Source organism: Candidatus Planktophila versatilis, assembly GCF_002288265.1.
Taxonomy (GTDB): Bacteria; Actinomycetota; Actinomycetes; order Nanopelagicales; family Nanopelagicaceae; genus Planktophila; species Planktophila versatilis.
Genome location: NZ_CP016778.1, coordinates 554582 through 568478, shown reverse-complemented (window position 1 = coordinate 568478; position 13897 = coordinate 554582). Strand labels below are relative to the sequence as shown.

The following is a 13897-nucleotide window of genomic DNA, read 5'->3' as shown; positions in this document are numbered from 1 at the left end:
GGGGTTATCCAACCAGTATTTCTGCATCTATGTGTGCGAAAAGCTGACCCAATTTATTGACATCATGATGCAAAGGCGAGCTTTTGCTGCGCAAATCGGCCGCAATAAACTCTGAACCTGTAGTTGAAAGATGGCGCTGTAATTCTTCGGCCCCCGAAGATGAGGCATCTACTACAACGACATCAAATACTAAATCCGGTGCATATTCATTGAGAATCATCAAATGATCTAGTGGTGAATACCCGGCGTACTCCCCCGCAGATTTGTCGGTGGAATCCAGATTGAGTAAGAGAATCTTCTTGGCAGGTGAAGCCACCAGCGCTGCTCGCTGCGCGGGCACAAGTAAATGCGGAATAACGCTTGAAAACCAGGAGCCTGGGCCCATCGTGATCCACTGCGCATCGGCAATTGCTGTAATTGATTCTGCGCGCGCATCTGGATTTTCCGGAATGATGCGAAGTGATTTCAATCGTCCGTTAGTTGTTGCGACCTCTGCCTGTCCGCGGACAATATGTGTGCCGCTAGCGTCTTCAAAGGTTGCTTCAATATCTAGTGCTTGCGCCGCCATCGGTAGCACGCGACCAATAACTTTCAATAGTGCGCCCACCCGATCAAGACCAGCAACGGTATCTTCATCGCGATCCCAGAGCGCTGCCAGGAGAAGATTTCCCACAGCATGGCCGTTAAGTTCACCCGTGCTGGTGAAGCGATATTGCATGATTTGCGCCCAACTACGACCCCACTCATCATCACTACATAGCGCAGCCAGAGCCATTCTCAGATCTCCAGGTGGCATGATGGAAAATTCTTCCCGCAACCTTCCACTGGATCCACCGTTATCGGCAACGGTAACTATCGCAGTGATCTCAGTTGTGAATTGTCGTAGCGCTGTCAGGGTTGCAGCTAATCCATGACCACCACCGAGTGCGACAACTTTTTTCTGTGAAATCATTCCCGCCCTACATCGCGATGTGTTGCGTGCGCTGATATCTCAAGATCAGAGGAGACGGTAATCAACTGCTTGGCAATTTCTTCTGCAATGGCAACCGAGCGATGTTTACCTCCGGTGCAACCAATTGCAATCGTCACATACTTCTTTCCTTCTCGAAAATATCCCGGAATCATCTGTCGCACGACCGAAACATAACTCGACACAAATTCTGCAACGCCCTCACTCGAAAGAACCTTTTCTGAGACCGGTGCATCTAGGCCATTCATTGGTCTGAGTTCTGGAATCCAATGCGGGTTGGGAATGAATCTGCAATCCAATACCAAATCGGCATCTACCGGTATTCCATACTTATATCCAAAAGAGAGCACGTTGATGCGAATACTGGGAAGCATTCCGGCAGCAAATATCTCACTCGTACGCTTTTCTAATTGGTGCACGTTCAGGTTAGATGTATCAATAACAACATCTGCGCCAGCTCGTATCTCTTCCAGTTTTGCTCGCTCACGCGCAATTCCGTCAACGATGCGATCTTTCCCTTGTAGCGGGTGTGGTCTGCGCGTTGATTCAAATCTCTGCACAAGTGCTTGGTCTGTGGCATCTAGAAAGAGCAATCGATAAGGAACGCTCGACTTTTTTAAGGTATCAAGTGCGCTACTGAGTTCATCGAAGAACTTTCCGCCGCGAACATCGACGACAACGGCTAACGATGCGTGTGTGTCGTGGGCTTGCTCTGCCAACTGAGGAACGAGTGCTGGCGGTAAATTATCAACGACATACCAGCCGAGATCTTCTAGCGCGTGGGCAACTGTGGATCGCCCGGCGCCAGACATTCCGGTGAGAACTAGAAGCTCTTTTGTGCTCATGCTTCGTATTCTCCCCTAGCTGTCAAGTATCTCGCCAGTATTCATATCCACCGCTGGAATTGATAGCGATTGCAGATGGCTATAGATAATTGCGGCAATGGTGGCTCCAATTCCGGGTGTTGCAGCTAAATCATTGGCACTGGCTTTGCGCATCGCAGTAACTGAACCAAAACGGTCAAGGAGCGCGGCTCTTCGTGTTTCTCCCAGTTGTGGAATCTCATCGAGGAGAGATTCCAGCATTACCTTCGAACGACGACTGCGATGGAATGTGATTGCGAATCGATGAGCTTCATCTCGAATGCGCTGTAGTAAATACATGCCTTCACTTGTTCGCGGCAGAATCAAAGGATCTTTATCCCCTGGCATCCAGACTTCTTCCAGTCTCTTTGCTAACCCACATAAGGCAACATCTGTCATTCCTATTTCATCAAGTGCGCGCGCAGCTGCAGCAACTTGCGGGGCGCCGCCATCAACAACGATTAGCTGTGGTGGATAGGCAAACTTGCTCAGCTTGCCACCAGTTTCAGCAACCTCGCTCTTATTGACATCTCTATCTGCCAATAACCTCTTCATTCGACGGGTAATCACTTGGTGCATGGCTCGAGTGTCATCCTGTGCCGTATCGGTATCAATAATGAAGCGGCGATATTCGCTCTTCTTTGCTAGGCCATCTTCAAAGACGACCATAGATGCAACAACTGTAGTTCCTGAAATATTGGAGATGTCATAGCACTCAATACGTAGCGGGGTGCGCGAAAGCTGTAGCTCTTCCTCAAGTTCAAGCAGCGCCTTACCAGATACTGCAGCATCTGTTGCGCGCTTACTTAAATACTGAACAAGTGCGTAATGAGCATTGCGCTCTACCGTTTGCAGTAGCTCCACCTTCTCACCACGCTGTGGAACTTTAATTGCAACCCGGGCACCTCGGATGGAAGAGAGCCAGTCTTCTAGTGCAGTGCGATCTACCGGCTCTTGGTTAAGAAAAATCTCATGTGGAATATCCGTTGGTGCGCTCTGGCTATAGATTGAGAAGAACAGGGAGGCAATCTGATCATCTCCTTCGAGTGCTTTCTCCTGATCCACTATCCAGGAACGCGAACCTTTAATAGAACCGCGCCTAACCATGAAGATTGAACCAGCAGCATGAAGTCCTTCTTCATGGATTGAGATGAAATCACCATCGAGGTCATCAGAGAGATTGCCTTGTGTTGAGCGCTGCGCTTTCTCAAAAGATTCAATCTGGTCTCGCAGACGTGCAGCTCGTTCAAACTCTTCTGACACAGACGCCGATTCCATCTCCGTACGTAAGGTTGGCAGCAAGTTCTCCATCCCTTTTTCCATAAATGAATCGAGCTTCTCCGCAATCTCTCTATGTTCCTGCGGTGTTACCCAGCCAACGCAAGGGGCGGCACATTTACCAATATCTCCAAGCAAACATTGCCGCTTTGTTCGCTGTGCACGCTGGAAGTTTCCAGCACTGCAGGAGCGAACCGGAAAGACTTTAAGGAGCACTTCATAGGTATTACGCAGCGCCCAGGCATTTGTATAAGGACCAAAGTATTTAAGTCCAGGTCGCTTTTCTTTGCGGGTAATGAAAATCCGTGGAAATTCATCAGCCATTGAAATAGCCAGATATGGATAAGACTTATCGTCTTTAAATTGCACGTTATACGTCGGGTGATACTGCTTGATCCAGGAAAACTCCAGCGCCAACGCTTCTAGCTCGGTTGCAACAATGGTCCAGTCCACACGCACCGCTTCATGCACCATGCGATAGGTCTTCTGCGCAAGATTGGAACCGAAATAGGTTGTCAATCGATTCTTTAGATTTTTCGCCTTACCCACATAAATGACTTTGCCATCAGCGTTATAGAAGCGATATACCCCTGGCTCTTCAGGAATCTCGCGTGGGCGATAACTGGAAGGTTCCGCCATTATTTCTTCTTCGCTGGGCTTTTCTTAACGATCGCGCGATTAGTTGCCAGAACTTCAGCGAGGTATTGCCCGGTGTAACTAGCTTTCACCTTCGCCACATCTTCTGGAGCACCTTCGGCAACGACGGTTCCGCCGCGGAAGCCACCTTCTGGGCCCATATCAATGACCCAATCTGAAGACTTGATAACATCGAGATTGTGCTCGATCACAATTACAGTGTTTCCACTTTCCACCAGGCGCTTAAGAACACCGAGCAGTTTATTGACATCCTCAAAGTGCAGTCCTGTCGTTGGTTCATCTAAGACATAGATGGTGCGTCCTGTTGATCTGCGTTGTAGCTCGGTCGCAAGCTTCACACGCTGGGCTTCACCACCTGAAAGAGTGGGAGCTGATTGACCTAGACGCACATAGCCAAGGCCCACATCACATAAGGTCTTGAGGTAGCGCGCGATGGTAGGAACGGATTCAAAGAAAGCGTGCGCAATCTCAATCGGCATATCTAAAACTTCGGCAATAGTCTTGCCCTTGTAGTGAACCTCAAGAGTTTCCCGGTTATATCGAGCTCCATGACAGACCTCGCACGGAACATAAACATCAGGTAAGAAATTCATCTCAATAGTGATGGTGCCATCTCCAGAACAATTCTCACACCGTCCACCCTTGACGTTAAAGGAGAAGCGACCCTGCTGGTATCCGCGCACCTTAGCTTCAGTAGTTTCGGCAAAGAGGGCGCGAACTTTATCGAAGACGCCCGTATATGTCGCTGGGTTAGAACGCGGGGTACGCCCAATAGGTGATTGATCAACATGCACAACTTTATCTAGTTGATCGATGCCGGTAATTGTGCGGTGACGACCTGGAACTAGACGTGCACCATTGAGTTTATTTGCCAGGGTTGTGTAGAGAATGTCGTTAACCAGCGTTGATTTACCAGAACCTGATACTCCGGTCACTGAGACGAAGAGTCCCAACGGAATACTAACCTCGACATCTTTGAGGTTATTCTCCTTCGCGCCCTTAATCACCAATTGACGTTTTGGATCGACTGCGCGACGCGTCTTTGGAATCTCAATTGATTTGCGCCCCGATAGATAAGCACCGGTGATTGATTCCTTCGATGCAATCAGTTCTTCGTAGGAACCAGAAACAACAACTCGCCCACCATGTTCACCAGCACCAGGTCCAATATCAACGACCCAATCTGCAGTACGGATGGTCTCTTCATCATGCTCAACGACGATCAGAGTATTTCCAAGGTCGCGTAGTCGAGTTAGGGTCTCAATTAGTCTGCGGTTATCACGTTGATGAAGTCCGATGGATGGCTCATCTAAGACATAGAGAACTCCGACAAGTCCGGAACCAATCTGGGTTGCAAGACGAATACGTTGGGCTTCACCGCCAGAAAGCGTTGCTGCCGGGCGATCCAGTGACAAGTAATCAAGGCCCACATCAAGTAAGAAACCTAGCCGGGCATGAACTTCCTTCATAACGCGCTCAGCAATTTGTGCTTCTCGCTTATTGAGGGTCACTTGCTTGAGAAAGGTTGCGCAATCATCGATAGAAAGTGCGCATACTTCGGCAATTGATTTTCCACCCAGTGTGACCGCAAGTACCTCTGGCTTCAAGCGCGCACCCTTACAAGCAGGACATGGCGTCTCGCGCATATATGCCTCGTATTTATCGCGGCTGTAATCACTATCGGTCTCACCATGACGACGATGAATGAATGGAATGACACCCTCAAAGCCAGTTGAATAATTACGAACGCGGCCATAACGATTCTTATACTTCACATGAACTTCGTAATCAAAGCCATTCATAATCGCTTCTTTGACTTTCACTGAAAGCTTTTTCCAGGGATTATCGAGTGAGAATTTCAGTTCCAGAGCTAGCGCTTCCAGCAAACGCAGGAAGTACTCCGCCCCAGCCCAGGGTGCAATAGCACCTTCATTTATGGAGATTGAGTCATCAGGGATGATGAGCTCTTCATCCACCTCTAACTTAGTTCCGATTCCCGAACATTCTTCACACGCTCCGAATGGGGAGTTAAATGAGAAAGAGCGCGGTTCAAGCTCTTCAAAAGAGAGATTGCAATTATGGCAAGCTAAGTGCTCGCTATAGGTATGTTCCTTCTCGCCACTCTTGGCATCAACAAAATCAAGAAGTACTAAGCCATTGCCGAGTTTGAGGGCAGTCTCAATCGAATCAGTCAGGCGAGATTTACTCTCAGCTTTAGCTGTCAGGCGGTCGATAACAACTTCAATGGTGTGCTTCTCCTGCTTTTTAAGCTTTGGCACTTCGGTGAGTTGGATGATTTCTCCATCAACTCGAGCACGGGAGTAGCCCTGCGTAACTAACTCTGCAAAGAGATCGACAAACTCACCTTTACGTTCGCGGATGACTGGTGCCAATACTTGGAACTTAGTTGTTGGCGGCATGATGAGGATTTGATCCACGATTTGTTGCGGGCTCTGTCGGGAAACTGCCTTGCCACACTCTGGGCAGTGCGGGCGACCAGCACGTGCAAAGAGCAGTCGGAAGTAGTCATAGACCTCGGTAATTGTTCCCACCGTTGAGCGTGGATTTCGATTCGTTGATTTCTGATCGATAGAAACTGCCGGAGATAAGCCTTCAATGAAATCGACATCAGGCTTATCCATCTGACCTAAGAATTGTCTGGCATAGGCGGAAAGAGATTCGACATAACGACGCTGACCTTCAGCAAAGATAGTGTCGAAGGCAAGGCTTGATTTACCCGAGCCTGAAAGGCCGGTAAAGACAATGAGTGCATCGCGTGGAAGTTCAATGGAAACATCCTTGAGGTTATGCTCGCGCGCACCACGTACGACTAACTTATCGATGCTCACGTACCAGCCTCATCCATTCCACGAAGTTCACGCTTCAGTTCTTTTAACTCATCACGCAGGCGAGCAGCAAGTTCGAATTGAAGTTGATCGGCTGCGCCACGCATCTGCTCGGTGAGGGAGCCTATCAATGCAATGAGTTCTTGGCGCGGCATGGAATCCGTTGATTTCGATAAGAATGGCAGGGCCGCTGAAGATTTCTTACCCTTGATTCCAGCCATGATGTCATCTGTGTCATCACTTTCTTGGGCGATGAGGTCAGTGATATCGCTAATCTTCTTACGTAGCGGCTGCGGATCAACCCCACGCTCGAGGTTATAGGCAACCTGCTTCGCTCTTCGTCTATTAGTCTCATCAATAGCTTTGGTCATGGCCGCGGTCATATTGTCGGCATACATATGAACTTCACCCGAAACATTTCGAGCGGCGCGCCCAATTGTTTGAATCAGTGAAGTTGCAGAACGCAAGAAACCTTCTTTGTCAGCATCAAGAATTGCGACAAGTGAAACTTCCGGTAAATCGAGTCCTTCGCGCAAGAGGTTGATTCCGATAAGTACGTCGTATTCACCCATGCGAAGCTCACGTAGTAATTCAACACGGCGCAAGGTATCCACCTCAGAGTGAAGATAACGAACTCGCACTCCGCGCTCTTGCAAATAATCTGTGAGGTCTTCTGACATCTTCTTAGTCAGAGTAGTAACTAATACGCGCTCATTCTTCTCTGCCCGAATATTGATTTCGTGTAGCAAGTCATCAATCTGCCCCTTAATGGGCTTGATAATGATTTGTGGATCAACCAACCCGGTCGGTCTAATCACCTGTTCAACGACATCTCCTCCGACCTTCTCCATCTCATACTTTCCGGGAGTCGCAGAGAGATAAACCTTCTGCCCTGTGCGTTCCAGAAACTCCGGCCACTTAAGTGGTCGGTTATCAAGGGCACTGGGCAATCTAAATCCGTGTTCCACCAAGGTTCGTTTACGTGATGCATCGCCTTCAAACATCGCACCAATTTGTGGAACGGTCACGTGACTTTCATCAATAACAACGAGGAAATCTTCTGGGAAGTAATCAAGGAGACAGTTGGGCGCAGATCCAGCTTCGCGACCATCTAGATGACGTGAGTAATTTTCAATGCCAGAACAGAAACCCAGTTGCTCCATCATCTCTAGATCAAAAGTAGTACGCATGCGAAGGCGCTGTTCTTCAAGTAACTTACCTTGCTTGGTAAAGAGATTGAGCTGCACCTGAAGTTCATCTTGAATCTCGCCCATAGCGCGTTTCATCGTCTCCGGACCGGCGGCATAGTGGGTTGCTGGGAAGATATAGATTTCAGTTTCATCATGGACAATCTCACCGGTGAGTGGATTGAGCGTCATAATCTTCTCAATCTCATCCCCGAACATTTCAATACGCACAGCCAACTCTTCATACATCGGAATTATCTCTACGGTGTCACCTCGAACCCGGAAGGTGCCTCGCTCAAAGGCCATATCGTTTCGCTTATATTGAACATCGACAAACTTACGTAGTAGCGCATTACGTTCGATTTCATCGCCCACCTTCAGGCGAATCATCCGGTCGATGTATTCCTGCGGCGTTCCAAGCCCATAGATACATGAAACTGTTGCAACCACAATGACATCGCGGCGGGTAAGAAGTGAGTTTGTAGCTGAGTGACGAAGTCGCTCCACCTCATCATTAACACTTGAATCCTTCTCAATAAAGGTGTCAGTCTGTGGAACATAGGCTTCAGGTTGGTAGTAGTCATAGTATGAAACGAAGTACTCAACCGCATTATTAGGCAGAAGTTCTCTAAATTCATTGGCCAACTGGGCTGCCAAAGTTTTATTGGGCGCAAGAACAAGCGTGGGACGTTGTAAACGTTCAATCAACCAAGCCGTGGTCGCCGACTTTCCAGTTCCGGTAGCACCCAAGAGAACAACATCCTGAGCGCCATTATTAATCCGCTTTGCGATCTCCTCGATTGCTGCTGGTTGATCCCCTGCTGGAATGTAATCACTGATGACCTGAAAGGGCGCGACTTTCCGCTGGAGATCAGTTACTGGGCGCACACTCTTAGCCTAGCGACTGCGGCAGAAGAACGCTCTCCCAGAGATTTTCAACCTGGCGCAGGAGCGAATCTTCATCAGAGTTGTTGTAAAAAACAGTATCAGCGAGAGCTTCTCGAGATTCAGGTGATGCCTGGGCTGCAATCCGCTTCTCGATCTGTGAAATATAGAGTCCTCGTTTAAGCAAGCGTTCCTTGCGTAGCTCTAAATCTGATTCAACGGTAATGACATAGTCAAACTTCTCAGCCGCATTTGTTTCTGCCAATAATGGAATTTCATAAATCAGGATGTCATCGTGATCTAGGTCTGCCACCGCTTCGGCAAAGATCGCCTGAACCCGCGGATGAATAATTGCCTCTAGATCTGCTCGTGCTGACGGATCGCTGAAAACAATCTCGGCAAGTTTTTTGCGGTCAATATCACCATTAAGGATTACCTCATCTCCGAAACGAAGTAAGACTTCGGCAAAACCATCGGTTCCTCTTTCAATGACCATACGAGCGAGTTGATCCGCGTCGATTACTAGCGCCCCAAGTTCGGCAAAGCATTGCGCCACAGTGGACTTTCCTGCACCAATGCCACCAGTGAGTGCAACAACTAACATGGAGCTAGCCTATCTCTGAGGATGAAAAAAGAGACCCATGCGGGGTGTGCGAGGTTAAGTAACACCCCGCGACCCGTATGAGTCTTTCTTTCTTTAAGACTTATTCGGCGGCGACTACAGCTGCTTCTTCAGCAACCTTTGCTTCTGCCTTCTGCTTCTTGTGTGCAAGGAAGCGCTCTTGAGCAACAGCGTATTGACGCTCCCACTCCTCGCGCTGTGAGTCAAAGCCTGGCTTCCACTCTTGGGTATCAGCATCGAATCCTTCTGGGTAGATGAAGTTACCTTCTGCGTCATAACGAGCAGACATTCCGTATTGAGTTGGATCAAATGCTTCGATCTCTACTTCTTGGCCTTCATTTGCTTGCTTAAGTGAGAGTGAGATGCGACGACGCTCAAGATCGATATCGATGATCTTCACGAATAGTTCGTCATCTACGGCAACAACCTGCTCTGGAATCTCAACGTGGCGTTCTGCCAACTCTGAGATGTGAACGAGGCCTTCAATGCCTTCGTGGACACGAATGAATGCACCGAATGGAACAAGCTTTGTTACGACGCCCGGCACAACAGTGTTGATTGTGTGGGTGCGAGCAAATGCCTGCCACGGATCTTCTTGTGTCGCCTTAAGTGAGAGTGAGACACGCTCACGCTCGAAATCAACTTCGAGAACTTCAACAGTTACCTCGTCGCCAACTTCAACAACTTCACCTGGGTGATCAATGTGCTTCCATGAGAGCTCAGAGACGTGAACAAGACCATCAACGCCACCAAGGTCAACGAATGCACCGAAGTTAACGATTGATGAGACAACACCTGTGCGAACCTGGCCCTTTTGGAGCTGGTTCAGGAATTCAGTACGTGATTGTGACTGTGTCTGCTCAAGGAATGCGCGACGTGAAAGAACTACGTTGTTGCGATTCTTATCGAGTTCGATGATGCGACACTCAACTTGCTTACCGATGTAAGGAGTGAGGTCACGAACGCGACGCATTTCAACAAGTGATGCTGGCAAGAAGCCACGCAATCCGATGTCGACGATGAGTCCACCCTTAACAACTTCAATAACAGTTCCCACGACAACTTCGTCGCGCTCTTTCTTGCCTTCGATATCTCCCCAAGCACGCTCGTACTGAGCACGCTTCTTGGAAAGGATCAGGCGGCCTTCTTTATCTTCCTTCTGCAATACAAGAGCTTCTACTCGATCTCCGACCTTAACGATGTCATTTGGATCTGCATCGTGGCGGATTGAAAGTTCGCGTGCTGGAATTACGCCTTCTGTCTTGTAGCCGACATCAAGGAGTACTTCTTCGCGATCAATTTGTACAACTGTACCTTCGACGAGATCTCCGTCGCTGAAATTTCTGATTGTTCCTTCAATTGCGGCTAAGAAATCTTCCGCTGAACCAATGTCATTTATTGCAATTTGAGTAGTCAAGGTGCTCCGTAGGGATAGAAAGTAGTAGGGATAGGACTGCGCAAGAATACGTGCGAAGGTGATTGAGTAGCAAATCCCAGCCTCAAAATATGGGCAACCAGGGCCTGTTATTCAGATAAATCGCTAATGAGCCGCTTCATTCCAACTAGCACCGATTCCCACTGAGACATCTAGTGGCGCCTTTAGTGGAAAGGCGCTTCCCATCTGCGTGCGGACAAGTTCAGAGACTTTATCAACTTCACTCTTTACTACTTCCAGGATCAATTCATCGTGAACCTGCAACAAGAGCCGAGATTTGTAATCACCGGCGACTAACGCCTGCTGCACATTAAGCATTGCCTGCTTAATGATGTCAGCTGCTGATCCTTGAATCGGGGCATTGAGAGCCATGCGCTCTGCTACCTCTCGACGTTGACGATTATCGTGAAGCAAATCGGGCAAGTATCTGCGCCGCCCCATGACTGTCTCGGTGTAACCCACCTTGCGTGCATCATCGACAACAGTCTTTAAGTAATCGCGAATTCCACCAAAACGTTCGAAGTATCGATCCATCAAATCTTGGGCGGCAGGTGGAGTGAGATCTAATTGAACAGCTAACCCATAAGAACTCAATCCGTAGGCAAGCCCATATGACATCGCCTTGATTTGCCGGCGCATTTCAGGATCGACATCACTTGCCTTTACGCCAAATACTTCAGCGGCAACAGTTGCATGTAGATCTTCACCGGATTCAAAGGCTGCAAGTAAGTGCTCATCATTTGATAAGTGAGCCATAATTCGCATTTCAATCTGACTGTAGTCAGCTGTCAGAAGTGCGTCATAACCACTGCCTGCAATAAAGCAGTTTCTAATCTTGCGACCTTCTTCGGTGCGCACCGGAATATTTTGCAGATTTGGAGCTACTGAAGATAAGCGCCCAGTTGCCGCTACAGTCTGCGCAAAGTGAGTGTGAATTCTCTTATCCTTCTTTATTTCAACAACAAGTCCTTCAATTGTGGTTGCCAACTTCTTCGTCTCGCGAATGCGCAAGAGGGCCGCCAAGACAGGATGTGATGTCTTTTCAAATAACCATGAGAGCGCATCAGCATCGGTAGTAAATCCGGTCTTTATCTTCTTAGTCTTAGGCAAACCAAGCTCATCGAAGAGAACAACCTGTAATTGCTTAGGGGAAGCAACATTAAATTCATGCCCCGCAGCCTCATGAGCATTCTTGGTCTCGCGCGCGACCTCGGCATCAAAGAAGGCCGCCAGAGTTTGAAGCTCCTTCTTATCTACTGCTATCCCCCGGTTCTCCATAATTGCCAGTAAATCCGCAATCGGGAGTTCGAGTTCGTTATATAACTTAGTTAAACCACGGTTTTCTAGCTCTGCGGTCAGTGAATCACGAAGGCCAAAGAGTGCACATGCCGTAGTCAATAAGAGTTGTTCTGCCGAAGACTCATCAAGTTGGCTCCCATCTCCCCAACGTTCAAGTAGATCTGAAACTTCTTGTGCGCGCACGCCAGGGTTAACCAGATATGCAGCCAGTGAGGTGTCAAAAACAACGCCAGTGAGAACTCCTTGGCGCGCAACGGCTTTGCCATCATGGGCAATTTTTTCTACCTTCGCATCACTTGCCCATGAACCCATCTCAAGTGAATCAACAAGAAAAGCTGAACTTTTAGAAAGAGCTACGGCATATCTTTGAAGTTGGTCATCTACTAACTCGCACGCAATCGCAATTGGACCTGTATGTGAGGCAATCTTTGCATCGGCCTCTTTGGCCGAAAGAATCTCGGAAGTAACTTCAGCCCCAAAGAGTGAGGGCGCCGAATCAGCACTCTTGCTCTTCTGCGTATCTTTCACAGTTGATGGCGTCGTTGAGATTGCTTTTAAGCGATCTTTGAGCGTACGAAACTCCAGCTGCTCAAAAAGAGCAGTGAGATTTGAGTCATCGACGCCTTTCCACGCCAAAGCATCAATTTCAAAGGTGATGGGTGCATCGTGAATAAGTTGTGTGAGTTCACGGTTGCGCACCACGTTATCGAGATTTGCTCGCAGTGATTCACCCACCTTGCCACCCACTGTTGCGGCCTTTGAAAGTAATTCGGTAAGAGAGCCATATTCCACAACCCACTTTGCGGCAGTCTTTTCACCGACACCAGGAATTGATGGCAGGTTATCGCTGGGATCCCCACGAAGTGCAGCGAAATCCGGATACTGATCCGGCGTCATTCCATACTTCTCTTGCACCGATTTGGGTGTCATGCGCGCCATCTCACTCACACCACGCTTGGGATAGAGAACAGTTGTTTGAGCTGTGACCAACTGGAAACTGTCACGGTCTCCGGTACAAATCAAAACCTCCGCGCCCTCTTTCTCAGCACGTTTGGTAATTGTGGCAATCAGGTCATCTGCCTCAAATCCCTCAAGTGAGAATTGCGAGATTCCAAAACCCTTTACTAATTCATTGAGATATGACATCTGAGATCTAAATTCATCAGGTGTCTTTGCTCGATTTGCCTTGTACTCAGGAAATATTTCAGTGCGGAAAGTCTTGCGAGAGACATCAAAGGCCACCGCCACGTGGGTGGGCTTCTCATCTTTCAAAAGGGAGATGAGCATCGTTGCAAAACCATAGATCGCATTGGTGTGCTGGCCCTGGGCAGTGGTGAAATTCTCGGCTGGGAGAGCAAAAAAAGCGCGGTATGCCATGGAATGACCATCGATAAGAAGTAATCTCTTCGTGGTCATAGGCTCATCTTAGATATAAACTCATCAACTATGACGCAACCAGATTACCTAGCAATCATCAAAGAACGCGGACAAGGCGCCCTCGATATCAAGATGGGCATCGAGATGCTTGAAGTCTCCCCCGAAAGACTTGTTGCTCGGATGCCAGTTGAGGGAAACACGCAACCAATCGGATTGCTCCATGGCGGGGCCAATGTTGTGCTCGCTGAATCACTTGGCTCTATTGGAACGCAATTACATGCTGGTCCTGATCGCAAAATTGTTGGCGTTGATATCAATGCCACTCACCACAAATCTGCAACAAGTGGTTGGGTCACAGCAGTTGCTACCCCTATTTCATTGGGCCGCACGTTATGTGTCTATGAGATCGTGATAACAAACGAGGCAGGTCAGCGAACCTGTACAGCTCGCATCACCTGCCTCATTTTAGATAAATAGC

9 protein-coding genes are annotated in these 13897 nt (G+C 48.5%); 1 reads left to right on the top strand and 8 read right to left on the bottom strand.

The window, feature by feature from the left end; translation table 11 throughout:
• Positions 1–4: 4 nt before the first annotated feature.
• The 8 genes from A1sIIB76_RS02875 to polA form a co-directional block, all read right to left on the bottom strand.
• The gene (locus A1sIIB76_RS02875; RefSeq protein WP_095696981.1) at positions 5–952 is read right to left on the bottom strand and encodes a gluconeogenesis factor YvcK family protein; all 948 of its coding nucleotides are present in this window, start codon (positions 950–952) and stop codon (positions 5–7) included.
• Positions 949–1815: an RNase adapter RapZ gene (gene rapZ, locus A1sIIB76_RS02870; RefSeq protein WP_095693580.1), complete on the bottom strand. Its 867-nt coding sequence runs from the start codon at positions 1813–1815 to the stop codon at positions 949–951. The genes A1sIIB76_RS02875 and rapZ overlap by 4 nt, the downstream gene beginning before the upstream one ends.
• Positions 1816–1830: 15 nt before the next feature.
• Positions 1831–3750 (bottom strand): excinuclease ABC subunit UvrC, encoded by a 1920-nt coding sequence (gene uvrC / locus A1sIIB76_RS02865; protein WP_095696980.1) that lies wholly within the window; start codon positions 3748–3750, stop codon positions 1831–1833.
• Entirely contained in the window at positions 3750–6611 is a 2862-nt protein-coding gene (gene uvrA, locus A1sIIB76_RS02860) for an excinuclease ABC subunit UvrA (protein WP_095697359.1), read from the bottom strand. The genes uvrC and uvrA overlap by 1 nt, the downstream gene beginning before the upstream one ends.
• Positions 6612–6613: 2 nt before the next feature.
• The gene (gene uvrB, locus A1sIIB76_RS02855; RefSeq protein WP_095696979.1) at positions 6614–8689 is read right to left on the bottom strand and encodes an excinuclease ABC subunit UvrB; all 2076 of its coding nucleotides are present in this window, start codon (positions 8687–8689) and stop codon (positions 6614–6616) included.
• Between the two features lie 4 nt (positions 8690–8693).
• On the bottom strand, positions 8694–9290 hold the full coding sequence (coaE, locus tag A1sIIB76_RS02850) for a dephospho-CoA kinase (RefSeq protein ID WP_095684645.1): 597 nt from the start codon (positions 9288–9290) through the stop codon (positions 8694–8696).
• A gap of 100 nt (positions 9291–9390) precedes the next feature.
• On the bottom strand, positions 9391–10725 hold the full coding sequence (rpsA, locus tag A1sIIB76_RS02845) for a 30S ribosomal protein S1 (protein WP_095674731.1): 1335 nt from the start codon (positions 10723–10725) through the stop codon (positions 9391–9393).
• Between the two features lie 123 nt (positions 10726–10848).
• Entirely contained in the window at positions 10849–13458 is a 2610-nt protein-coding gene (gene polA / locus A1sIIB76_RS02840) for a DNA polymerase I (RefSeq protein ID WP_095696978.1), read from the bottom strand.
• Between the two features lie 30 nt (positions 13459–13488).
• Here polA and A1sIIB76_RS02835 point away from each other — a divergent pair, with 30 nt between their 5' ends.
• Positions 13489–13896, top strand: coding sequence for a PaaI family thioesterase (locus A1sIIB76_RS02835; protein WP_095674729.1), 408 nt, complete (start codon positions 13489–13491; stop codon positions 13894–13896).
• Position 13897 lies beyond the last annotated feature (1 nt).

What these genes read in the sequence shown, in the direction of transcription:
- A1sIIB76_RS02875 (WP_095696981.1), bottom strand. Translation starts at nt 952, where the DNA reads ATGATTTCACAGAAAAAAGTTGTCGCACTCGGTGGTGGTCATGGATTA.
- rapZ (WP_095693580.1), bottom strand. Translation starts at nt 1,815, where the DNA reads ATGAGCACAAAAGAGCTTCTAGTTCTCACCGGAATGTCTGGCGCCGGG.
- uvrC (WP_095696980.1), bottom strand. Translation starts at nt 3,750, where the DNA reads ATGGCGGAACCTTCCAGTTATCGCCCACGCGAGATTCCTGAAGAGCCA.
- coaE (WP_095684645.1), bottom strand. Translation starts at nt 9,290, where the DNA reads ATGTTAGTTGTTGCACTCACTGGTGGCATTGGTGCAGGAAAGTCCACT.
- polA (WP_095696978.1), bottom strand. Translation starts at nt 13,458, where the DNA reads ATGACCACGAAGAGATTACTTCTTATCGATGGTCATTCCATGGCATAC.
- A1sIIB76_RS02835 (WP_095674729.1), top strand. Translation starts at nt 13,489, where the DNA reads ATGACGCAACCAGATTACCTAGCAATCATCAAAGAACGCGGACAAGGC.